The sequence below is a fragment of the Staphylococcus sp. LKG4-2 genome, assembly GCF_050955665.1.
Lineage (GTDB): Bacteria > Bacillota > Bacilli > Staphylococcales > Staphylococcaceae > Staphylococcus > Staphylococcus saprophyticus.
This window is the reverse complement of sequence record NZ_CP194532.1, coordinates 2,330,346-2,355,065: the sequence shown is the minus strand read 5'-3', so window position 1 is coordinate 2,355,065 and position 24,720 is coordinate 2,330,346. Positions and strand designations below refer to the sequence as shown.

The 24,720-nt window shown below is 33.1% G+C and carries 22 protein-coding genes; 16 read left to right on the top strand and 6 right to left on the bottom strand.

What is annotated here, in order from left to right; all coding sequences use genetic code 11:
• The first annotated feature begins 25 nt into the window (after positions 1–25).
• The gene (locus ACM6UH_RS11570; RefSeq protein WP_048787181.1) at positions 26–2,077 is read left to right on the top strand and encodes a cation:proton antiporter; all 2,052 of its coding nucleotides are present in this window, start codon (positions 26–28) and stop codon (positions 2,075–2,077) included.
• A gap of 386 nt (positions 2,078–2,463) precedes the next feature.
• Here the strand turns inward: ACM6UH_RS11570 and mntC are convergent, their stop codons facing one another.
• Genes mntC through ACM6UH_RS11555 form a run of 3 tightly spaced genes read right to left on the bottom strand, consistent with a single transcriptional unit; the run spans position 2,464 to position 4,971 of the window.
• On the bottom strand, positions 2,464–3,393 hold the full coding sequence (mntC, locus tag ACM6UH_RS11565) for a manganese ABC transporter substrate-binding lipoprotein MntC (RefSeq protein WP_047502817.1): 930 nt from the start codon (positions 3,391–3,393) through the stop codon (positions 2,464–2,466).
• Complete coding sequence (locus ACM6UH_RS11560; protein ID WP_100217406.1) at positions 3,390–4,226, bottom strand: metal ABC transporter permease; 837 nt, start codon at positions 4,224–4,226, stop codon at positions 3,390–3,392. Before ACM6UH_RS11560 ends, mntC begins: the two co-directional genes overlap by 4 nt.
• A 22-nt stretch (positions 4,227–4,248) precedes the next feature.
• Positions 4,249–4,971 carry a metal ABC transporter ATP-binding protein gene (locus ACM6UH_RS11555; RefSeq protein ID WP_011303729.1) on the bottom strand — a complete coding sequence of 241 codons (723 nt, stop codon included), beginning with the start codon at positions 4,969–4,971 and terminating at the stop codon, positions 4,249–4,251.
• Between the two features lie 120 nt (positions 4,972–5,091).
• On the opposite strand from ACM6UH_RS11555, the gene ACM6UH_RS11550 reads away from it, so the two are divergent.
• On the top strand, positions 5,092–5,736 hold the full coding sequence (locus ACM6UH_RS11550; protein WP_011303728.1) for a metal-dependent transcriptional regulator: 645 nt from the start codon (positions 5,092–5,094) through the stop codon (positions 5,734–5,736).
• Between the two features lie 99 nt (positions 5,737–5,835).
• On the opposite strand, the gene ACM6UH_RS11545 is transcribed toward ACM6UH_RS11550, so the two are convergent.
• Complete coding sequence (locus ACM6UH_RS11545) at positions 5,836–6,585, bottom strand: M50 family metallopeptidase (RefSeq protein WP_011303727.1); 750 nt, start codon at positions 6,583–6,585, stop codon at positions 5,836–5,838.
• 302 nt (positions 6,586–6,887) lie between these two features.
• Between ACM6UH_RS11545 and tarA the strand changes: the two genes are divergently transcribed.
• Positions 6,888–7,634, top strand: coding sequence for an N-acetylglucosaminyldiphosphoundecaprenol N-acetyl-beta-D-mannosaminyltransferase TarA (gene tarA / locus ACM6UH_RS11540; RefSeq protein ID WP_011303726.1), 747 nt, complete (start codon positions 6,888–6,890; stop codon positions 7,632–7,634).
• 173 nt (positions 7,635–7,807) lie between these two features.
• On the opposite strand, the gene tagH is transcribed toward tarA, so the two are convergent.
• Positions 7,808–8,602 (bottom strand): teichoic acids export ABC transporter ATP-binding subunit TagH, encoded by a 795-nt coding sequence (gene tagH, locus ACM6UH_RS11535; protein WP_011303725.1) that lies wholly within the window; start codon positions 8,600–8,602, stop codon positions 7,808–7,810.
• 400 nt (positions 8,603–9,002) lie between these two features.
• Between tagH and ACM6UH_RS11530 the strand changes: the two genes are divergently transcribed.
• The 4 genes from ACM6UH_RS11530 (at position 9,003) to tagD (ending at position 12,831) form a co-directional block, all read left to right on the top strand.
• Positions 9,003–9,803, top strand: coding sequence for an ABC transporter permease (locus tag ACM6UH_RS11530; RefSeq protein WP_002484022.1), 801 nt, complete (start codon positions 9,003–9,005; stop codon positions 9,801–9,803).
• Between the two features lie 391 nt (positions 9,804–10,194).
• A complete protein-coding gene (gene tarB / locus ACM6UH_RS11525) occupies positions 10,195–11,286 on the top strand; it encodes a teichoic acid glycerol-phosphate primase TarB (protein WP_047502814.1) in 1,092 nt (363 codons plus the stop codon).
• Positions 11,283–12,341 carry a glycosyltransferase family 2 protein gene (locus ACM6UH_RS11520; protein ID WP_048787180.1) on the top strand — a complete coding sequence of 353 codons (1,059 nt, stop codon included), beginning with the start codon at positions 11,283–11,285 and terminating at the stop codon, positions 12,339–12,341. Before tarB ends, ACM6UH_RS11520 begins: the two co-directional genes overlap by 4 nt.
• A gap of 91 nt (positions 12,342–12,432) precedes the next feature.
• On the top strand, positions 12,433–12,831 hold the full coding sequence (gene tagD / locus ACM6UH_RS11515) for a glycerol-3-phosphate cytidylyltransferase (protein WP_002484019.1): 399 nt from the start codon (positions 12,433–12,435) through the stop codon (positions 12,829–12,831).
• 165 nt (positions 12,832–12,996) lie between these two features.
• Here the strand turns inward: tagD and pbp4 are convergent, their stop codons facing one another.
• Positions 12,997–14,292, bottom strand: coding sequence for a penicillin-binding protein PBP4 (gene pbp4, locus ACM6UH_RS11510; protein WP_011303721.1), 1,296 nt, complete (start codon positions 14,290–14,292; stop codon positions 12,997–12,999).
• Between the two features lie 224 nt (positions 14,293–14,516).
• Between pbp4 and ACM6UH_RS11505 the strand changes: the two genes are divergently transcribed.
• The 9 genes from ACM6UH_RS11505 (at position 14,517) to dhaM (ending at position 24,601) form a co-directional block, all read left to right on the top strand.
• The gene (locus ACM6UH_RS11505; protein WP_048787179.1) at positions 14,517–16,235 is read left to right on the top strand and encodes an ABC transporter ATP-binding protein; all 1,719 of its coding nucleotides are present in this window, start codon (positions 14,517–14,519) and stop codon (positions 16,233–16,235) included.
• A gap of 385 nt (positions 16,236–16,620) precedes the next feature.
• The gene (locus ACM6UH_RS11500; RefSeq protein WP_011303719.1) at positions 16,621–17,850 is read left to right on the top strand and encodes a NupC/NupG family nucleoside CNT transporter; all 1,230 of its coding nucleotides are present in this window, start codon (positions 16,621–16,623) and stop codon (positions 17,848–17,850) included.
• Between the two features lie 649 nt (positions 17,851–18,499).
• Positions 18,500–19,336 carry a YitT family protein gene (locus ACM6UH_RS11495; RefSeq protein ID WP_047502808.1) on the top strand — a complete coding sequence of 279 codons (837 nt, stop codon included), beginning with the start codon at positions 18,500–18,502 and terminating at the stop codon, positions 19,334–19,336.
• 315 nt (positions 19,337–19,651) lie between these two features.
• Positions 19,652–20,455 carry an ABC transporter ATP-binding protein gene (locus ACM6UH_RS11490; protein WP_002484014.1) on the top strand — a complete coding sequence of 268 codons (804 nt, stop codon included), beginning with the start codon at positions 19,652–19,654 and terminating at the stop codon, positions 20,453–20,455.
• Between the two features lie 9 nt (positions 20,456–20,464).
• A complete protein-coding gene (locus tag ACM6UH_RS11485; protein WP_047502805.1) occupies positions 20,465–21,466 on the top strand; it encodes a FecCD family ABC transporter permease in 1,002 nt (333 codons plus the stop codon).
• Complete coding sequence (locus ACM6UH_RS11480) at positions 21,463–22,479, top strand: FecCD family ABC transporter permease (RefSeq protein WP_011303717.1); 1,017 nt, start codon at positions 21,463–21,465, stop codon at positions 22,477–22,479. Before ACM6UH_RS11485 ends, ACM6UH_RS11480 begins: the two co-directional genes overlap by 4 nt.
• Before the next feature lie 181 nt (positions 22,480–22,660).
• On the top strand, positions 22,661–23,626 hold the full coding sequence (dhaK, locus tag ACM6UH_RS11475) for a dihydroxyacetone kinase subunit DhaK (RefSeq protein WP_047502802.1): 966 nt from the start codon (positions 22,661–22,663) through the stop codon (positions 23,624–23,626).
• A gap of 34 nt (positions 23,627–23,660) precedes the next feature.
• On the top strand, positions 23,661–24,239 hold the full coding sequence (dhaL, locus tag ACM6UH_RS11470; RefSeq protein WP_002484010.1) for a dihydroxyacetone kinase subunit DhaL: 579 nt from the start codon (positions 23,661–23,663) through the stop codon (positions 24,237–24,239).
• Positions 24,239–24,601, top strand: coding sequence for a dihydroxyacetone kinase phosphoryl donor subunit DhaM (dhaM, locus tag ACM6UH_RS11465; RefSeq protein ID WP_048787312.1), 363 nt, complete (start codon positions 24,239–24,241; stop codon positions 24,599–24,601). The genes dhaL and dhaM overlap by 1 nt, the downstream gene beginning before the upstream one ends.
• The last annotated feature ends 119 nt before the right edge of the window (positions 24,602–24,720 follow it).

Genomic DNA, 24,720 nt, shown 5'->3' with positions numbered 1-24,720 from the left:
AATGACGTTTAAAAGAGGTGAAACCTTGCAAATATTTGAAACTATACTTATATTTTTAGCACTAGTCATATTAAGTTCATTCTTACACACTTTTCTTCCAAAAATACCTTTAGCTTTCATTCAAATTATATTAGGTATGCTATTGTATGTCACACCTATTCCAGTACAATTTAATTTTGATTCAGAATTATTTATGGTGGCTTTAATTGCTCCGTTACTTTTCGTAGAGGGTGTTAAAGTCTCTCGTGTTCATTTAAGGCGATATATTAAACCTGTGTTAATGATGGCATTAGGGTTGGTAGTGACAACTGTGATTGTAGTAGGTTTATTTGTGCATTGGATTTGGCCTGAGTTACCTATGGCAGCTGCTTTCGCACTCGCTGCAATATTGTGTCCAACGGATGCCGTTGCAGTCCAAGCAATCACGAATGGCAAAATACTTCCTAAAGGTTCTATGACAATTTTAGAGGGTGAGTCTTTATTAAATGATGCAGCAGGTATCATATCTTTTAAAATTGCCGTAGCAGCATTGATTACAGGTGGATTTTCAATGGTGAATGCAGTTGAACAATTTTTAATTTCTTCAATTGGTGGATTTATTGTTGGGTTATTAATTGGTGTCGCACTTGTTCGTTTCCGTGTGACGTTATCAAGACGTGGCATTGAAAATATTAATATGTTTACATTTATCCAACTTGTAACACCATTTATCACATATATCGTTGCCGAAATGTTCCATGCTTCTGGTATTATTGCAGCAGTTGTTGCAGGTTTAGTACATGGTTTTGAACGTGATCGAATTGCTCAAGCACGTACTAGGTTGCAGATGAGCTATAATCACACATGGAATATATTAGGATATGCATTAAATGGATTTGTGTTTTCTATCTTAGGATTTTTAATTCCTGAAGTTGTAGGGAGAATTATTGAGAACGAACCGCATAACTTAATATTCTTAATTACTGTGACATGTCTTATTGCATTAGCTATTTATCTGTTCAGATTTTTATGGGTTTTTGTTTTATATCCTTATTTTTATTTACCGGTGAGCCCGTTCCAAAAAATGATTTCACATAATGAGGATGATCAGAAAACTGCAGAAACCCCGCCAAAAAGAGGCATGTATGCGTTTATAATGACGTTGTGTGGGGTGCATGGTACGATTTCCTTAGCAATCGCACTGACATTGCCATATATGTTAGCAGATCATCATTCATTTATTTTTAGAGATGACCTATTATTTATTGCCTCAGGTATGGTTATTATCAGTTTAATTGTGGCACAGATGATTTTACCAGTCGTTACACCGAATGCTAAAAAACCTAAAATCGTTGGTATGAACTTTAAGCAGGCACGTGTTTATATTTTAGAAAAAGTTATCGATTCATTAAATCAGCAATCGTCAGTTACGTCTAGTTTCCAATATGGTAATGTTATAAAAGATTATCATGATAAGCTAGCATTTTTAAGAACGGTTGAAAATGAAGATGAAAATACTAAAGAGCTTCAGAGACTTCAAAAATTAGCATTTGATGTAGAAAATCAAACATTAAATGGTCTTGTTGAAAATGGCGATATTACTACAAACGTGTTGGATAACTACATGCGTTATACAGAACGAACACAAGTATATAAACAAGCTTCGTTATTACAACGTATCAAAGTTGAAGTAAGAGCAATGATTTTAAAGAGAAGAATACGTACGAAAGTGAAAACGAATGCGGCCTCTCCATTATCTGTTGTAGATAACTTACGTGAGATTTCCAACATTATGCGTACAGTACATTATCGTGTAGTGAGTCGATTAGGCAAAGAAACAACGGAAAACAATAAATTAGAAGTTGGTATGATTTGTGATAGTTATCTTATTCGTATCGATAATTTAACACCTTCCAATTTCTTTAATCCTAAAAATGAGAACTCTATCACGAAAATTAAATTAAGCGCATTAAAAGAGCAACGTCGTATTTTAAATCAACTTGTAGAAGATGAAGAAGTAAGTGAAGTAACAGCTTTAAAAATTCGTGAAGCAATTAATTATGATGAGATGATTATTGTAGATAGTTCAACGGATTGATAAGGTAATAAATAACACTAGATTCCATTTTGGAAGATAGTTATAAACTGCCAACAAAGTATCCAACTTTGTTGGCAGTTTTTTTTTGAACACTTTTAGCAGGTACTGTCTTAACCTGTAGTTTTTGGCTAGTATTTTCCCGTAAGAGTCAGTCGAATATGATATGTAAAAGATGAATACTTGAGCTAAAGCGCATGCATAAGTGCCACTAAGTCAATGACTAAGTGGCACTAAAAAACTCCATCAATGGGGGGAGGAGCCACCATTGATGGAGTGTAAGGGAGATGATTTAAGGCTTGAATACCACCATGCCGTACGTTTAATTAGGAGGGAAGTCGTACGACATGGGACTATTCACCTATGACTAGGTTAATAGCCCGCACCATCTATTCCATGCTGCCGTGTACAGTTTCTATATTCGATTTCATCATATTGTAATATGAATCACCTTTAGAACCTTCTTGTCCGATTGAATCGGTAAATACTTCACCGTATATATCTTTCTTCGTTTCTTCACTTAAACTTTGCATACTCTTCTTATCGACACTTGTCTCGACAAGTAAGTGTTTAAGTTGATTATCTTTCACGAATTCAATTGCTTGTTTCATTTGTTCAGGAGTACCTTGTTTTTCAGTATTAATTTCCCAAATATAACCTGGCTTAATGTCATATTGTTTAGAGAAATATTTAAAAGCACCTTCACTTGTAATCATTGCTCTGCGATCTTTTGGAATATCATTGAATTTTTCGTGACTCTCTTTATTTAATGATTCTAATTTAGCAATATAGTCTTTACTATGAGATTCGATATCTTCTTTGTGTTTTTCATCATGTTTTAATAAGGTATCACGTATCGTTTCAACATATTTAATCCCATTTTCTAAACTTAGCCATGCATGAGGATCTTGTTTAGATTCATCGCCTTCAGCACCATTTAAATAAAAAGGTTTTACTTTTTCAGATACTTTAACCACACTGTCATCTTTAGTTGATTTATTAGCTTGAGATAACGCTTTGTCGAACCAACCATTACCAGTTTCTAAATTTAAGCCATTATAGAAAACAATATCTGCATCTGTTAATGCTTTGATGTCTTTTGGTTTTACTTCATATTCATGAGGATCTTGACCAACAGGGACAATACTGTGAATTTCGACATTATCACCACCGGCATTTTTCACCATATCGTATAAAATAGAGTTAGTCGTAACGACTTTTAGTTTTTCATTTGAATTTGAGTTTGAATCACTTTTTCCATTACTACATGCTGCTAAAAATAATAGTAGGATAAGTGCAATCGATATTAACTTTTTCATATTTGTTGTCCTTTCTTATTGAAAATATTGAATTTGTTTAAAATGAATATCACAACATAAATTATAAATGCACAGAATACAATTGTGGCACCACTTGGAATGTTATAAACATAACTAATATACAAACCAACAATTGCACTAATCGTACTTATAATACTTGAAATAATCATCATAGTATGTAATTTTTTGGCGATTAAAAATGCTGCAGAAGCAGGTGTAATCAATAGTGCTACTACTAAGATAATGCCAACGGTTTGAATACTTGCGACAGTTACGAGAGATAATAACAACATTACAAAATAATGAAATACAGTTGTATTTAATCCGCTCATTCTACTGAAAACTGGATCAAATGTAGATACCATTAATGGTCTATAAAAAATGATGATTAACACCATTACAATGATACCTACAATAATAGTTGACCAAAATGTAGATTGTGTAACAGCAAGTAAATTACCGAATAATATATGATATAAATCAGTGGTACTGTTAATCAAACTGATTAAAATAACACCTGTGGCTAAAAATGCTGTAAAACTAATCCCAATGGCAGCATCTGGTTTGGTTTTACTATTTTTAGTAATGAAGCCAATGAAAATACTTGCAATCATACCTGTAATTAATGCACCAATAAACATTGGTATACCAAATAAAAATGATAATGCAACACCAGGTAATACGGCATGACTCATTGCATCACCCATAAGTGAAAGTCCCCTTAAAACAATAAGACAGCCAACAGTACCACATACAATCCCAACAACAATTGAAATGATTAGGGCGTTGCTCAAAAATTTATAGTCTAGCAAATGCTGTAAAAATTCCATAATAAGTTAAGTCCTTTCTAAAAAATTAAGTCGTTCCGCTTTGTACTGTGGCATTTAAAAACGTTTTGTTTAGATTTTCTGGTTGCATAGCGGTAATGCTATCCCCAAAATAGCGAATATTTCTATTTAATAGAATGACACGATCAAAGTATTCTTCGGTTTTAGATAGATCATGATGGACAATGAGTAATAATTTGCCTTCCTCTTTTAACTTGCGTAATTGATGCATAATGATTTGTTCACTATGGAAATCAATCCCTACAAAAGGTTCATCTAATAAGTACAAGGTACTTTCAGACATTAAAGCACGTGCTACAAGTACACGTTGTAATTGACCGCCACTTAATTCTGAAATTTGACGGTGACGCAAGTCTTCTAATTCCAAAGTTTGCATTAATTGATTTAAGCGCTGTTTCGTAGTTGGCGTCACCCACCTAAACCAACCGATATCTTTGTAAGCTCCTGATAAGACTACATGCTCCACATTTATAGGAAAATCTAAATCTATGTGCGCTTTTTGAGGGATATAAGTGACATGCTTCAAATTATTTTGTATGGAATCATCATTTAACTGAGCAGAACCTGTTGGTTTGAATTCACCAATCAGTGATTTAATAAATGAGGATTTTCCGGCACCATTAGGCCCCATAATACCTATGATTTCGCCCTGAATAGGTATGGATAAATTAATATCTTGAAGTACATGTTTATTCCCAAGTGTAAGATTTAAGTTTTCTACCTTTAACATTTTAAACCTCCTTAATAATATTTTTAGGCTAACCTAATTTAATTTATAATATACCATGAACTTTTAGCGTGTCAAGTTGATTCGTGATACAATAAGGTGAATGATTTGAGAGGTGAGATAATGCTAACTGAAGAAAAAGAAGACTATTTAAAAGCAATTTTAACGCATGATGGTGACCATTCTTTTGTTTCGAATAAGACGCTATCCCAATATTTAACTATTAAGCCACCATCTGTAAGTGAGATGGTTAATCGTTTGGAGAAGTCAGGGTATGTTGAAACAAAACCATATAAAGGTGTAAAGCTTTCAAAGGAAGGTTTAACATATACATTAGATATCATTAAACGTCATAGATTATTAGAATTATTTTTAATAAAAATTTTGCAATATAATTGGGAAGAGGTACATCAAGAAGCAGAAGTACTGGAACACAAAGTATCTCACTTATTTGTGGAGCGTTTAGATAAGTTATTAGATTATCCAATCACATGTCCACATGGCGGTATTATCCCGAGAGATAATCAATATAAAGAATTATATACAACCAATTTATTAGCGTTTGATACTGGTGATACAGTGACAATCAAACGTGTACGTGATAGAACGGACTTATTAATCTACTTATCAAGTAAAGATATATTGATTGATGAACGTATTGAAATCTTGAGTAAAGATGATACAAATAAAGTTATTATTGTAAAGAAAGATGAGCAAATTACAGTATTAAGTTATGACAATGCCGCGCATATATACGCTGAAATTTAAATTTACTAATAGCCGTGTATAACATAGTTGAAAAACATAAAAAAGCAACCGCCTAAAAATTGAGCGGTTGCTTTTTGCATGATAGAAACCATTTTACTGTCAGAATGAAAAATAGGATTGTAGTAGATGATAAATTGTAAATAGATTAATGGCAATCCATATTAAACTAAATAAGGCCGTTGGCAAATGCGTGAGTTCTTTGAGTGTCGTGCCATCCCATGAGACATTTTGAAGTGAAAATGTTAGCTTAAAAATCGTCCAAGATGATTGGAGTACTTCGCCAAGTAGCACACCTAAAATAAAATGATAGCTAATAGAGACGATATAAAGCATCATTTGTTGATTATCACTTTGGAATAAAAAATATAATAAAGCGATGAGTAATAAGACAATTAAAATAGGGACTAATTTTCTTGATGTTAATGCTAGAAAATAAATGAAAATGATTAAGTAAGCAGTAATAAATAAACTAGGGTATTGATTTTCTAGCGCTAAAAAACCTAAAAGCAACATTAATGGTGGCATGATGTAACCGCCAAATGTTGTGATAGCTTGACCTAACGATGATTTAGATTGAGTAATCGCAAATCCTTGTTGAGAAGTTTCTATACGTTCTGAAGGTTTAGCAACAATAACTAAATCTTTTGCTTTACCACCACTTATTTTATTGAATAAGATATGGCCAAATTCATGCGTTAGTACTGGGATATAATTTAAATAAATATCGAGTATCTGATTTACAGATTTATATCTGTAAGTATGAATGATGATATAAATTAATGCGATAATCAGAACCCAAATTAAGTTGAGTTGTATTGTAGAACTAAAAAATGCTTGTATTTTTGTCATAATGTAACCTCGGTTTAGAATTCCTACAATCTCTTTTATAATTGAGATTGTTATAGCATAAACTTAATTATAAAGTAATTTAATATAGAAAGCATTTGGACTTTTGACGTAGATTGTGGTTAAAGTTGAATATTAAAAGCATGCGCATATAACGTTTAGAGTTGAATTTATGCTTATGATAATAAATTTAGATCAGTATAGGTTACAAAATCGTTTAATTTATAGTCACGTGTACTTATTGAATATGTTACTATAACAATAATAAATTGATAAGATGTATTTGAGTGAGGAGATTCTAAATCATGATGGAAAACAACCATATAGATAAAATAGATGTGTTATCTGTCTATTTTGATAATGTGACATTATTGGAAATGCGCAACAATATTAAGCGATTTTTTCTGGCAGATGAAGGGGAAAATTTATTTATCGTTACTGCAAATCCTGAAATTGTGGACTATGCTACAGAAAACGAAGCATATCGTAAATTAATTAATAGTGCAGATTATGTTATTCCAGATGGAACTGGTATAGTCAAAGCGGCAAGTATACTGAAGACACCATTGAAGACGCGAGTACCTGGAATTGAATTAATGGAAGAATGTTTAAAAATTGCAAATGCTAATAACCAAAAAGTTTTTTTATTAGGTGCTAAAAATGATGTTGTGATGAAGGCAGAACAGAAACTTACTGAGAAATATCCTGATATAAACTTTGATTTTCATCATGGTTTCTTTGATTTAACAGATGAAATGGTGTTAAAACAAGTCACATCATTTAATCCGGATTATATCTTTGTTGGTATGGGTTATCCGAGACAAGAGCAATGGATAGAGCGACATGCACACCGTTTTAATAAAACGGTACTCATGGGTGTAGGTGGCTCAATTGAAGTGTTTAGTGGAACGAAAAAAAGAGCGCCTGTATTATTTAGAAAAATGAATTTAGAATGGGTATATCGCTTACTTATTGATTGGAAACGTATCGGTAGAATCAAAGCAATTCCCAAATTTTTGTATAAAGTATTTAAATTGAGATTAAAGAAATAACATTAGAAAGCACAGTGATTGTAATCTGTTATTCATAAAACAGGTTGTAGTTTTAAGTTAGTGTCATAAGCAAAAAGTGTTACTTGAGCTGAATTTTACTTAAGTACATATAAATTAGGAGTCCGAGACATAAGTTTATTGATGTCTCGGACTCCTATTTAAATTTAAGTCATTTATTTTACAACAAATCTTGAACTATCTAAGTCATTTCTGAATTTCTTTTGTTCTCCTTTAGAACGCTTTTTAAAGTCGTTTAAGAATTTTTCATATTCAGGGAGAACGTCATCTAATTCACCGAATTGTTTAAGTTTGCCTGCTTCAATCCAAGCAATTTTAGTACAGAATTCACGTACTTGTTTCATATTATGACTAACAAAGAATATCGTTTTACCTTGTTCTTTATATTCAAATATCTTATCTAAACATTTTTGCGCAAAGGTTTGGTCACCTACAGATAATGCTTCGTCGATGACGAGAATGTCAGGGTTAGTTGTGATGTTGATAGAGAAACCAAGCTTAGCACGCATACCACTTGAATATTTTTTTACAGGTTGATATATAAATTCTCCTAGTTCACTAAATTCAATGATTTCAGGTGTGAGCTTTTTAATTTGCTTACGCGTAAAGCCCATACAAAGCATTTTGAATTCAATGTTTTCGATACCTGTTAATTGACCATTTAATCCTGCATTAATCGCAATGACACTTACATCACCATCACGTTTGATATCGCCTTCAGTAGGAGACAGAGAGCCACCAATCATATTACTCAAAGTAGATTTACCCGAGCCATTTATACCTACTAAACCGATGACATCACCTTCATAAGCCGTTAATGACAAATCATTTAATGCATAGAACGTTTTATTTTTATGAAAAGGAACAATGACATCCTTTAAACGTTCTTTATTATTACGATAAATACGATATTCTTTAGTTACATGTTCAATGTTAACCGATACGTTCATATTTTTACCTTCCTTGTTTACAGTTAATACCATTATATTATACATTATATTAGTTGTTAAATTTATTAACCTATTGTAAAGTAAGTGAGTACAATTTAACATAATTATTACTTATACAGTTGTTAAATTTTACTGAATATACATTATAAAATCAACTATTAATGATAAAGTTAAAAAATAATATAGATACGAAACGCTTTTATCTGAATTTATAATAACTATTTTTCATTATTTTAATATATAACATGCTAACTTAATAACACTTTTCAAAATGAGTCATATGCGAATAGAATGAAAGTTGTTATGTAACGACATAAAGCGTATATTGGAATTGAATACAATAAATAGCGTCATGAATAAATGATGATAAGCAAATCGATTGAAAGTGTGGTTTATTTAAATGAATGCAGTGTGGATAGTATTTAGAGAGCATTTTAAAAATTTCTATCTTATACAAAGGCTTGCGCAGTTCCAAGTGAAAATTACGAATACGAATAATTATTTAGGTATGGCTTGGGAATTAATTAATCCAGCGATGCAAATTATGGTTTATTGGTTTGTCTTTGGTCTGGGGATTAGAAGTAATAATCCTATAGACGGCGTGCCATTTATTTATTGGTTACTCGTAGGTATAAGTATGTGGTTCTTTGTTAACCAAGGTATTTTAGAAGGAACAAAGTCAATAGCAACGAAGTATAATCATGTAGCGAAAATGAATTTTCCGTTATCCATCATCCCTTCCTATATTGTAATGAGTAGATTCTACGGTCATCTAGCATTACTCGTTGTTGTTATATTCATATGTATGTTAGCTGGCTATTATCCAACAATTTATACATTACAACTGTTTTTATACGTACCATTTGCACTAATCCTTACAACAGCGATTGCTTTGTTCACCTCTACATTAGGTGTACTCGTTAAAGATACGCAACAGGCAATTCAAGCTTTAATGAGAATGGTATTCTTTGCTTCATCTATTTTAATTGTACCGCCAGAAGGTATTGTAAAAGATGTAATGAAATTAAATCCGATTTATTATTTAGCAGAGGCATATCGTTCTGCTGTGTTACACAAAGAGTGGTACTTTATTACACATTGGGAATTAACGTTGTATAACATGTTTATTATTATACTTCTGTTTATACTCGGTTCAATACTTCATATGCGTTATCGAGATCATTTTGCAGATTTCATGTAAATAAGTAGATATTTAAAGTATAGAGAATGCTGAATCAATGAATTTAGCGCGTAATATATTGAAATCAAAGTCTGGGACATAATGATATGTCTCAGACTTTTTTACACTCAACATAATTGCTTACTACGCTTTAGAACTACTGTGATTTGCGTGAAATGAGCCGTATAAATGCACGAATATAAGTGCATGTAATCCTATTAAAATGTTGGCGGTTATTATAAAGGCGTTTCAACATTTGTATTAAGTATGAAATGCGAGGGATCTAAGGATTTGCATTGGTTCAATAAAATTGAGTATTTCAAATGGATAAAAAGGATTTTTCTATAATTTTCTATTTATGATAGATATAATATAAACAAGCGCATTGAAAAAATAATTGGCGGTGAACGTAGTGAGACAACTTATTAAAAAATTATATATGGGTATAATTCGCTTTTTGAATTTAATATATAAAAAGAAGAAAGTACAAAGTAAGCATATTGTTATCATGATGACATTTGCTGAAGACGTGTGTCCAATCGTTGAAGCATTATACCCAAAAGGGTACGCAATCACTGTGATTGGAAATGAAGCAAATCGTAAATATTTACAACAATTTGAAACAATAAACTTTTTACCAGCGGGTAATAAGCGTGTATTTAAACATATCAAAGCACTTAGTTCTGCAAAAGTCATCGTTATTGATACGTATTATTTAATGCTTGGAGGATTAAAGAAAAAACCGAATCAAACCATTATTCAAACATGGCATGCAGCAGGTGCATTGAAACAATTTGGATTAACGGATCATCAAGTGGATTTATCCAATGCTAAAATGGTGAGTCAGTATAGAAAAGTCTATAATGCGACAGATAAGTATTTGGTAGGCGGTGAGCCAATGGTTGAGTGTTTCAAAGCATCTTTTGAAGCGACAGACGACCAATTTTTAAGAACTGGACTACCAAGGTTGGTTCCTTATACAAGACTCGATGTAGTAAAAAGGCAGAATGAATTGAAAAAACAATATGGTATAGAAGGAAAGGTAGCAATATACGTCCCCACTTATCGTGAACATAAGCAAGCCAATCGTCAAATTGATAAAAGCCAATTTGAAGCAGCATTACCAGAGTATACGCTACTTAGCAAGTTACATCCTTCTATCGCAACAGAAGACCAAACAGCGATTAATTTACAATCAATGATGATTTTAGCGGATGTGATCATAAGTGATTATAGCTCATTAGCGATTGAAGCTAGTATTTTAGATAAGCCATCATTATTTTATGTCTATGATGAAGCACAGTATGAGGAAGAGCGAGGATTAAATACATTTTATAAAGCTATTCCTGAAGCATATAAAGCCTATACAGAAACAGAATTAATAGAAAAGCTAAAAGATCATGATGTACAATTAACCCCTTTATTTAATGATTGGCACGAGTATAATGCCAAAGACAGTTTGACTAAAGTTATTAATGAGATAGAGAAAATGGTGAAAATATGAAAATTTCAATTATCATTCCTGTATTTAATGCAGTGAATACAATTCGTAGAGCAATTGCATCTGTTGATACGAAACAAAATTATGAAATTATATGTATAAATGATGGCTCAACAGATGATAGTAAAATAGAACTCGAAAAACTTCAAAATGAATACAAGCATGTCATTATTATTAATCAAGAGAATCAAGGTGCGGCAGCTAGTAGAAATGTTGGGCTTGCTAATATGACAGGTGATGTATTTATGTTTTTAGATGCAGATGATGAATTTTTGCCAAGCAGAATTGATTTTATGGCAGATTATTATCAGCAAGATGACAATGTGGATATTGTAATTGGTCAAATTGGTCGTGAAAAAGATGGCGATTGGCAAACGATTTATTCGCATCAAGCTATTCAAAAAATTGATAAAGTCAATCTCGCACAATGTCCAGATATGATGCAATCTATCGGTCCGGGCGCTAAAATGTTTAACGCCAAATTTGCAGACTTACGCTTCGATGAAGATGTGGTGTTCTGTGAAGAACATACGTTTATTGTTAATGCATATATAAAAGCACATGATATTCAACTATTACCTGATATTGTGTATGGTTATAACGAGCAAGAAGGGTCCGTAACAGATCAACGTGCAGATCAATTTGCTTCGTATATGCAAGATGCAGTTAAAGTAAGAGCGCGTGTTATGGATACGTTATTACTTAGAGAATCAAGAATTTATTATAGCTACCGCATGGATGAGTTGATTGTCAGTTATTTATTGCAATCATATATTGAAAAGCATGACATAATAACACAACAATTATTAGATTTAGTTATTGCATACATGATGGAAATGCAGAAAACAGATTACGATGGTGCAGCGATGTTTAGAATTGTAAAAGTGATTGAGCAAGGCAGTAAAAAGTGGAATAAAACGCTGTATCAACAATGGAGAGATACATTGTTAAAGGTTGGTATTGGTAGACCGAATTATTATCGCTTTAAAGCGGAAATTTTACCCAAACGCGCTCGATTCAGAGGAAGAATGAAATTGAAACAAATTTTAAACCGATAAAAACAGTCGATATTCGTAAACTTGTATGGAATATGCTATAATTTTTTAAAATGTAAAATTTAAGTAAATTTTTTGTTAAGGAGTATAGTTTATGAAACGAGTAATTACCTATGGCACATATGATTTATTACATTATGGTCATATTGAATTGTTAAGAAGAGCAAGAGAAATGGGTGACTATTTAATAGTTGCTTTATCAACAGATGAGTTTAATCGCATTAAAAATAAAAAATCTTATTATAACTTTGAACAACGTAAAATGATGTTAGAATCCATACGTTATGTTGACCTTGTTATCCCAGAAAGTGGTTGGGGCCAAAAAGAAATTGACGTTGATCGCTATGAAGTGGATACTTTTGTAATGGGCCATGATTGGGAAGGCGAATTTGATTTCTTAAAAGACAAATGTGAAGTGATATATCTTAATCGTACAGAGGGTATATCTACAACTAAAATTAAAAAAGAATTATATGGTGATAGTGAAAAGTAAAATGTGCTATATAAATGGAACTTGTTTTGAAAAAATTAAATAACACATAAAAAGGTTGTTGAGGTGAACTGACTTCAACAACCTTTTTATGTGTAAAAAAATGGAAGTGGTACAGAAATCAAATTTTTTATTGAGATTTCGTAGTCCCGCTCCCATCGGGTAATATTATTTTTTATTACGTGATTTTTTTCTGAATAAGTCGATAATAAGATAAATAACAATGGCTATGGCTACAATGATTAAAATGGTACCTAATAATGTTAAGATTGGATGTTCATCCCAAGATGATTTTACAATTGTTGTTGCTTGATGTACAAGTGGTTTATTAACATTAACTGATGGTGGACCATATTTATCTGAAATAAATTCACGGTCATAGTCGATATGTGCTTTGTCATCTTCAATAACGACTTTGTAGTCGTTTTTATCGAAGTCTTTTGGTAATACATCGTAAAGATCTTTTTCAACAAAATACGTTTTACCGTTAATTTTTTGTTCGCCTTTTGATAATATTTTTGTATATTTATATTGATCAAAGGACATGTTCATCAATCCATTACCTATCATATTACGTTGTTTTTCGCCGCCAAGGTTTTTATAGTCGCCGGCGCCCATGATAACTTGATTAATTCGGAAACCATCACGTTTGGTTGTAATGGTATGGTTGTAATCGGCGATATCACTTGAACCTGTTTTTAATCCGTCAGTACCTTCTAGGCTCATATCGGCACCTTCAAGTGAATGGTTAAATGTATAATAAGTTACACCGTGTTGGGTTGGCGCAAGTTGTTTAGTAAAATCTAAAATTTTTGGTGTATCTTGTACAGCATGTTGTGATAAAATGCCAAAGTCTTTAGCAGTTGACGTATTATTGTCTTCGTTTTTGTATTTTTTAGGTGCGAAATCTTTTAATTGTTTATTTTCAGCACCAGTAGGGTTTACAAAATGCGTATCTTTCATGCCTAATGATTTTGCTTTTGAATTCATCTTGTCTGTAAAGTCTGAAAGATTCCCAGAAACTTCTTTAGCTAAAATAAGCGCAGCAGCATTACTAGAGTTAGACACCGTAATTTGTAATAACTCTTTGATCGTATATGTTTCACCTGGATAAAGTTTTGTATTACTTAGTTCAGGAAGTGTAGACATTCTATAGTGTTCATCTGTGATTTTAACCTTATCATTTAAAGACAAATCACCTTTATTTACTGCTTCGAGTGTTAAATACATGGTCATTAATTTAGTCATCGAAGCGGGATACCATGTTTTATTGATATTGTATTGATATAATAGTTGCCCTGTTTGCGAAACATTAATGGCGCCTTCTGGTTGATATGAATCTGTGACATTATAGCCATATTGATTAGCAGCCTGAGTTGGCGTAATGCTTTCAGCTTGTGCAAAAGGTGTTATAATTGTACCAACGAAGAGTACAGTTATAATAGTTAGTATAAACTTTCTCATAATGACATTCCCTCTTAATATATTCAGTTTTGGTGCAATAGAAATATTTTAGCATATTGTAAACTTATAATAAAATATAACCCTATTAGTTTAGGGTATTTGTGGAATGGAAAAGAGTTGTGTAAAATAGAATCAGTTGAATTGTAATTCATTTAATGAAATTTTTAAATATCTGCTCAATTATCGTATAAAAGAAATAAAAATTTTATGAAGAGGTAAAAAGCATGAAGCAAGAGAATCCATTATTCTACTTATTCAAAAAATTATCATGGCCGGTAGGGCTGATTATTATTGCCGTATTGATTTCTTCATTAGGTAGTATTACAGGACTACTCGTACCATTTTTCACAGGTAAGCTTGTGGACAAATTTTCATTTGAAAATATGAATTGGATGTTTGTCGCTGGATTCATTTCTATTTTTATAGTAAATGCATTATTGAGTGGGATTGGTTTATATTTACTAAGCAAAATTGGAGAAAAAATTATTTATGCCATTCGTTCTGTGTTATGGCGCCATATCATTCATTTGAAAATGCCATTCTTTGATCAAAACGAAAGTGGGCAATTAATGAGTCGTTTAACAGATGATACGAAAGTAATTAATGAATTTATTTCTCAGAAATTACCCAATCTCTTACCTTCTGTGTTAACGATCATTGGATCTATGATTATGTTATTTGTCATGGATTGGCAGATGACGTTATTAACATTTATTACGATACCTATTTTTGTATTGATTATGATACCACTCGGTAAAGTAATGCAAAACATTTCTAAAAAAACTCAGTCAGAAATCGCGAATTTCAGTGGTTTGTTAGGACGTGTTTTAACAGAAATGCGTTTAGTAAAGGTTTCTCATACTGAAGATTTAGAATTGGATAATGCACATAAAAATTTAAAAGAAATATACTTTTTAGGATTGAAACAGGCTAAAATTACTGCCATCATCCAACCGATATCAGGTGTGATTATGCTACTCACGATTGCCATTATATTAGGTTTTGGTGCAATCAGAATTTCGACAGGGGCAATAACAGCCGGTACGTTAATTGCCATGATATTTTATGTAATCCAACTGTCATCCCCATTAATTAATTTATCAACTTTAGTTACAGACTATAAAAAGGCAGTTGGTGCCAGTAGTCGTATCTATGAAATTATGGAAGAACCAACGGAACTTTTAAATGTTACTCAAGCATCAGAAATTAATGATGGCAGCTTAATATTTGAAAACGTTGATTTTAAGTATGGTACGAAACCCATACTTTCGGATGTTAATTTTGAAATACCTCCAAGTATAGTCACAGCATTTGTAGGTCCCTCAGGATCAGGTAAGAGTACAATCTTTAATATTATAGAGCGTATGTACGATATTGAAGATGGCGATATTACATATGGTGGTAATTCAATTTACGATATTGCATTAGGTCAATGGCGTGAAAAAATAGGCTATGTCATGCAATCCAATTCAATGATGAACGGTACTATTAAGGATAATATTTTATATGGTATTAATCGGGAAGTCACTGATGAAGAATTGATTCATTACGCGAAGTTAGCAAATTGTCATGAATTTATTGAAAAGTTTGAAGATGGTTACGATACGGTCGTCGGTGAACGTGGATTGAAACTATCAGGTGGCCAACGTCAACGTATCGATATTGCCCGAAGTTTTGTTAAAAATCCAGATATCTTATTACTTGATGAAGCTACTGCTAATTTAGATAGTGAGAGCGAACGGAAAATACAAGACGCATTAGAGGAATTAATGGAAAATCGTACGACGGTTGTTATCGCACATAGACTTTCTACTATTAAAAAAGCGGAGCAAATTATCTTTATTGATGCTGGGAAAGTAACAGGTAGAGGTACACATCAAGAACTAATTACTAATCATGAAAAATATCAACAATTTGTAAACACACAGAACTTAACAAAATAAAAAGAACAGAAACGGCTTCATTTGTTTATCAAATGAAGCCGTTTTCATAATTAAATACGAATATTTTAGGAAGTCAATGACTGATTTTTCGAAATAAAACGAACTATAAAATAGTTATTTTATAAAAAGTACATGCGTGCTATAATTATTAAGTAGATTCAAAGTAATGTCTTATGAAAGTATAACTCATTTATTATGATGATTGAACAAACTAAAAATTAGAAGAAAAAAGGATAAATGGAAAGTTGAAACTTAATAATTAATGCATGCGTTATTAAGGATGGAGACAATTTGTTTATTTATATTTTCAAAATACATAGCAACAGGTGTACTTTCAAACATACATTGATAACAATGATTTAAATTAGAAATGGTGGGTGTAGTGATGTTCTTAGTGATAAACATAATAGGATTGTTTGTATTTTTAGGGATTGCAGTCTTATTTTCTAGAAACAAAAAGCATATTCAATGGAAATCTATTGCTATTTTAGTATTAATAAATTTATTCTTAGCATGGTTTTTAATGTACTTTCCTTGGGGGAAAACAGCAGTACAATCGTTAGCGAATGGTATTTCTTGGGTGATTGATTCTGCACATGCTGGGACAGGCTTTGCATTTGCAAGTTGGGTGAAACCAGGTGCAATGGACATGGCAGTAAGTGCTTTATTCCCAATTTTATTAGTTGTACCATTATTCGATATTTTAATGTACTTTAATATATTACCAAAAGTCATTGGTGGTATAGGTTGGGTATTAGCGAAAGTTACAAGACAACCTAAGTTCGAGTCATTCTTCAGTATCGAAATGATGTTCTTAGGTAATACAGAAGCTTTAGCTGTTTCAAATGAACAATTGAAGCGTATGAAAGAAACACGTGTGTTAACTGTTGCAATGATGGCAATGAGTTCGATATCTGGCGCCATTGTTGGTGCATATGTCTCTATGGTTCCAGGTGATTTGGTACTAACTGCTATTCCATTAAATATTATTAATGCAATTATTGTTTCATCAATATTAAATCCAGTCACTCTTGAAGAAAAAGAAGATATTATTTACAGTATTCAAAATGATGAAGTGGAACGCCAACCGTTCTTCTCATTCTTAGGTGACTCTGTACTTAATGCTGGTAAATTGATTCTAATAATTGTGGCGTTTGTTATTAGTTTTGTAGCTTTATCAGACTTAATTGATCGATTAATTAACTTAATAACTGGCATCGTGGGAAGTTGGGCAGGTATTAAAGGTAGTTTCGGTCTAGATCAAATACTCGGTGCGTTCATGTATCCATTCGCACTACTATTAGGTTTACCATGGGGCGAAGCATGGATTGTAGCACAACAAATGGCTAAAAAAATTGTTACAAATGAGTTCGTTGTGATGGGGCAAATTAAAGACGTCGTTGATTCCTATTCACCACATAGACGTGCAGTAATCACAACATTTTTAATCTCATTTGCTAACTTCTCAACAATCGGTATGATTGTAGGTACTTTGAAAGGAATCGTGGATAAGAAAACATCCGATTTTGTCTCACAATATGTGCCAATGTTATTACTTGCTGGTATTTTAGTATCATTAATGACTGCAGGTTTCGTTGGATTATTTGCTTGGTAAGTTGAATGAGATTTCATTTTAAAATGCATAATAAATTCATATTGATGTGAAGCATGCGAAGTATACTTATATACAGGATTTAAAATGCTTATATGTTTTTTATCTCGAACCCATGTTGGAGTGTATAGGGAACTTAATTTTTTCTAAATTAGGTTTCTGTACACTCTTTTTTTATTGTTTAAAAGCGTGGCATCGTTTTGTTGAAGAAGTCCTATCACATAAGTACTGTATTGATAAGGCTAGGTATCAAAAAACACAATAAAAAACCAAGTAATTGAAGTGAGGAGACACATTCATCATTACTTGGTTTTTACGGGAAATGAATTAATTGTACATAATTAGTAAGGACTAGGTACTAAAAATATACTCGAGCAAAAATTGTTTTGTTTGTTACTATAAACAACACAAAGGAGATGGCTTCTTATTGGCTATCAATAAGAAGATAGATTTTATTATAGCAAACAGAGATGTATAAGTAAACAGAAATTTCAGAATTTTTAAACTTTAAAAAGTTGAGATATAAAGTATCGGCAGTATCATAGCGATTTAGGCCGATGAATTCGGCTTTTGCGACAATATAGATGTTGTGGTATTGACGATTATTTGCTAACATTCAATTGATTGAAGCAAATCGAAGGGGGTCGTGTGGGTGAATAAAACAGTACGTGATTTAATATTAGTCGTTTTTGGATCATTTATATTTTCAGCTGGCGTAAATACATTTATCATATCTGCTGATTTAGGTGAAGGAGGCGTAACTGGTATAGCGATTGTTCTGTACTATGCCTTTCACATTTCTCCAGGTATCACAAACTTTGTCTTTAACGCATTGCTAATTGCGATAGGCTATAAATTTTTAAGCAAGAGAAGTATGTACTTAACGATAGTTGCAACCATACTTATCTCTATATTCTTAGAGTTTACCGAAAGCTGGAAGATTGAAACCGGTAATATTTTAGTGAATGCAGTATTTGGCGGTACATGTGTCGGACTCGGTATCGGGATTATTGTACTTGCCGGTGGCACAACAGCGGGAACAACGATTTTAGCGCGCATTGCCAATAAATATTTAGATGTCAGTACACCGTATGCATTGCTATTCTTTGACTTGATTGTCGTAGCGATTTCATTATCGGTTATTCCAATTTCTAGCGCACTCGTAACAGTGATTTCGCTATACATTGGTACCAAAGTGATGGATTATGTAATAGAAGGTTTGAATACGAAAAAAGCAATGACCATTATTTCAAGCCAGCCAGATGAAATTGCTAAAGTAATAGATGAGCAAGTAGGACGTGGACTTACCATTTTAAATGGACGTGGCTATTTTTCTAAACAAGAAAAAGATATCTTGTATGTTGTAATAACTAAGACACAGGTCACACGTGCAAAACGCTTAATTAGAAAAATAGATAGCGACGCCTTTTTAGTGATACATGATGTACGAGATGTATATGGTAATGGTTTTTTAATCGACGAACATTAAAAATAAATCAATTCACTTTTAGCCTTTAATTTATGAAGTAATTCATAACTAAAGGCTATTTATTTTGCTTAAAAAGCTCCCCTGGAAACGCACTTATAAGCAACTGAAAATAAAAAGTATATAGATATAAACAGATTATAAAGTAAAGAAATACTATAAAAACATTTGATAGTCAATAGGTTTAAAAAATGATATAATGACATCTATGATAATGATTATCATTTAAAAAATATGGAAAATTTATAAGTCAATAGATAAAATTTATAAGGGAATAAACAGGCTATGATGCCTACTGCTATAGGAAGAAGGGGAATTATGAATCGCTTAAAAGGAGAACAGGTCACTATAGGTTATGGAGATAATGTCATCGTCAATAATTTAGATGTACACATACCAGATGGAAAAATTACTTCTATTATAGGACCAAACGGTTGTGGGAAATCAACATTACTTAAAGCGTTATCACGGTTATTACCGGTTAAAAATGGAGAAATTAAGTTAGATGGTGAAAACATACATTCACATTCTACGAAAGAAATTGCAAAGAAAATAGCGATTTTACCTCAATCGCCAGAAGTTGCTGATGGATTGACAGTCGGTGAGCTTGTATCATACGGTCGCTTTCCGCATCAAAAAGGCTTTGGTCGTCTGTCTGCAGAAGACAAAAAGGAAATTGATTGGGCAATGCGCGTAACTGGTACGTATGATTTTAAATTGCGTTCTATCAATGACTTGAGTGGTGGACAACGTCAACGTGTATGGATAGCTATGGCTTTAGCTCAACGTACGGATATTATTTTCTTAGACGAACCAACAACATATCTAGATATTTCTCACCAATTAGAAATCTTGGAATTGATTACGCAATTAAATAAAGAACAGGGTTGTACAATTATCATGGTTTTACATGATATAAACCAGGCTGTCCGTTTTTCAGATCATTTAATCACTATGAAAAATGGCGATATTATTGCGACTGGTGAGACTGAAGAAGTATTAACGAAAGATATTTTAGAAAAAGTGTTTAATATTGATGTAGAGATTAGTACAGACCCAAGAACTGGAAAACCTATGCTAGTAACATACGATTTATGCAGAAAAAGTTATTCTGAGGTTTAGGGGTAATTTATGACTACAAAGAGAAAAGGGAAGTTGAATTTTACAACGACATTTATTATAGCAGTGCTACTATTGATTGTTGCCTTGATTACTTCAATCTTATTTGGTGATGCTAAAATTCATTTATCGACTATTTTTGAAGCAATATTTAACTATAATCCTAAAAATCAACAACATAATATCATAAGTGAAATACGCATACCACGAGATATAGGTGCAATCTTAGTTGGTGTTGCATTGGGTACTTCAGGTGCAGTCATTCAAGGTGTTACTAAAAATGGTTTGGCTGACCCGAGTTTAATTGGTCTGAATTCGGGTGCTTCATTCATGCTTGCGCTCACTTTTGCATTCTATCCGACAGCACCATTTATCGTTATGATGTTTGCTGGATTCATAGGTGCATTAATGGGTGGCTTTATTGTGCTCATGATTGGTAGGTCAAGAAGTGATGGGTTTAATCCTATGCGTATTATATTAGCAGGTGCAGCCGTCAGTGCGCTATTGACTGCATTAAGTCAAGGTGTCGCATTGTTATTTAGATTAAATCAAAGTTTAACGTTTTGGAGTGCCGGTGGTGTTTCAGGTACGACTTGGAATCAATTAATGTGGGCAGCGCCATTTATTTTAATTGCACTTGTCATTATCATTTCAATGAGTAAGCAATTAACAATATTAAATTTAGGCGAAACCCTTGCTAAAGGCCTTGGTCAAAATGTAGCATTCACGCGCGCAATTACGTTGATTTTATCTATGATTATGGCAGGTATAGCCGTAGCGATGGTTGGTCAAATAGCATTTGTCGGTTTAATGGTACCGCATATAGTGAGATATTTAGTAGGAACAGATTATGCTCGTGTTATTCCACTTACGGCAGTTGTTGGTGGCTTGTTACTACTTGTTGCGGATACAGTTGCACGTATGTTAGGAGAAGCTCCAGTTGGTGCAATTATTTCCTTTATTGGTGTACCTTACTTCTTATACTTAGTTAAAAGAGGGGGACGCTTCTCATGATAGATCCAAGATTAAAACATAAACAATGGATCACAATGGTGATTCTAACTATCTTAGTATTGTTGGCATGTGCTTGGAGTATGACTTCAGGTGAGTATAAGATGTCAGTTGGCACGTTTTTCAAGACGCTAATTGGTCAAGGAGCCTATACAGATACCTTAATACTCATGGAGTTTAGATTACCACGAATGATTATTACAATTTTAGCAGGCGCAGCATTAGCTATGAGTGGGGCTATTATACAAAGTGTAACTAAGAACCCATTAGCGGAACCGGGTATTCTTGGAATCAATGCAGGTAGTGGCTTTGTTATTGCGTTATTTATAGTTGTAGGTCAGGTTGATGCAGCCAATTTTGTTTACGTCCTCCCTATTATAAGTATGATCGGTGGCGTACTGACTGCGCTCATTATATTTTCATTCAGTTATAACAAAGGTGAAGGTATTACGCCTGCAAGTATGGTGCTAGTTGGTGTTGGTATGGCCTCAGCACTAAGCGGTGGTTCATTAACATTAATGTCTACATTCGATGAAGATCAATCAGAGTTTATTGCTTCATGGCTTGCTGGTAATATTTGGGGAGATGAGTGGGCATTTGTTATTGCCTTCTTACCATGGATTATTGTACTTATACCATTTTTACTATTTAAAGCGAATGTCTTAAACTTATTGAATACACATCAGCATATTGCACAAGGTGTCGGTGTGAAAATCGGTAGAGAACGTATTATCCTTCTACTTGTCGCAGTCTTACTTTCATCTGCCGCAGTATCGGTTGCAGGTGCAATAGGTTTTATAGGATTATTAGGGCCTCATATTGCTAAATCAATTGTCGGACCAAGACACCAGTTGTTCTTACCAATTTCTATATTAATTGGTGCTTTCTTACTTGTCTTGGCAGATACTTTAGGACAAGTTATCTTACAGCCATCTGGTATTCCAGCAGGAATTGTTGTTGCAATTATCGGAGCACCTTATTTCTTATACTTAATGTACAAAACAAAATCAGTTTAATAGATGAAATATTGAGACGAATACTTGTTGAAGTTGATACAAGTATTCGTTTTTTTATGCTCAATTTTAGAAGGTAACCATAATGTTGGAAAAATTAGAAGAATCAACACTTATATGTTAGCGTTTATATTTGTGAGTGGGGTATACTAAGAATAAATAGATAAATGAGGAGGTCGTCGTTATGAAAAAATTGATTAAAGAAAAAACACATTTTTTAAATGATATGTTAGATGGACTTTCAATCACAAATAAAGAAATTGAGATTATTTCAGATACCGTTGTTGTTAGAAAACATAAAAAAGAAAAAGGTGTAGCGATTGTTTCTGGAGGTGGTAGTGGCCATGAACCAGCACATGCGGGTTACGTAGCACAAGGCATGTTGGATGCTGCAGTTTGTGGCGAAGTCTTTACATCACCAACACCTGATAAAATATTAAGTGCGATTAAAGCTGTAGACAATGGTGATGGCGTATTATTAGTAGTGAAAAACTATGCTGGTGACGTTATGAATTTTGAAATGGCACAAGAAATGGCTGAAATGGAAGACATTCACGTAGAAACAGTGGTTGTGAAAGATGATATTGCAGTAAGCGACGAAGAAAAACGTAGAGGTGTTGCGGGTACAGTACTCGTTCATAAATATGCGGGACACTTAGCAGAGAATGGCGTAGTATTATCAGATATCAAAGAAAAGATAGAGCATTTTTTACCAAATATTAAAACGATTGGTATGGCCATTACAGCGCCCATGGTACCAACAACAGGTCAATTTGGTTTTGACATAGCAGAGGATGAAATGGAAATAGGCATCGGTATACATGGTGAGAAAGGTCTATCAAGGGAAAAAATAGAAACCGTAGATAACATTGTAGAACGTTTATTAAATGAATTGTTCAAAGAAGTACAATCAGATGATTTGATCGTAATGGTCAATGGCATGGGCGCCACGCCGCTTTCAGAGCTTAATATAGTGGCAAAATACGTTGCTGAATATATGGACAAAAACGATAAAACGGTTGCTCAATGGTTAGTAGGCGATTATATGACAGCTTTAGATATGCAAGGATTTTCGTTAACGCTAGTACCGAATTCAGAAGCAATCCTAACTGCGATCAATACGCCAACCTCAAGTCATTATTTTAATTAAAATATCTTAAAACATAAACTGAAGGAGTGGAAGCATGAATATCTCTGAACTCAAAGCACGGTTATTAGAATTAGTAGAAGTATTTGAAGAAAAAGAAACACTACTTACGGATTTAGATAGAGCTATTGGTGATGGGGATCATGGTGTTAACATGGTAAGAGGCTTTAAAGCTTTACCTGATAATATTGATGACAGCTCTATGCAAAGTTTATTAAAGTCTACTGGAATGACTTTAATGTCTCATATCGGTGGTGCTTCAGGCCCTTTGTATGGCTTCAGCTTTGTAAAAATGTCTCAAGTGGTCAATGAAGAAATTGATCAAGACAATTTAAAAGCACTATTAAATTCATTTTCAGAAGCGATTGCGCAAAGAGGCAAAGTAGAATTAAATGAAAAAACCATGTTTGACGTTATCGAACGTGCTAATCAAGCCATACAACAAGGTGAAAACTTGACGCTTGATGTATTGCAATCATATGCTGATATGACAAAAGATATTGAAGCTACAAAAGGACGTGCTTCCTATTTCAAGGAAGATTCGAAAGGACACGTTGACCCAGGCGCACAGAGTAGTGTTTACATTTTAAATGCATTGATTGGAGATGAATCATAATGACTCAAATCGTAATCATTAGTCATAGTAAAGCAATTGCGGCTGGTACAAAAGATTTATTAAAACAAATGGCACCGGGTGTGACAGTAATTGATCAAGGTGGTGTAGGCGATGATATCGGCACGTCATATGACCATATACAAGCGTTAATTAATCAAGTAGATGATGATACGTTATGTTTTTATGATATCGGGTCTGCAGAAATGAACTTAGATTTAGCAATTGAGATGTATGAAGGGCAACACCGAGTAGAGGAAGTTGATGCACCTATTGTTGAAGGGAGTTTTACTGCAGCAGTTAAATTATCAGTTGGTGGATCTATTGATGAGACCATAGAAGCGTTAAATAAAACATTTGGCTAATGCGCATAGCTATTGTTAAAAACTATAAAAAGTAAGTTAAATATGAAGGTAGCAACTAATTTGACAAAAAACTTCTTTTTTAAATGAATATAGAGATAGATTATGGTAGAATAAAAGCT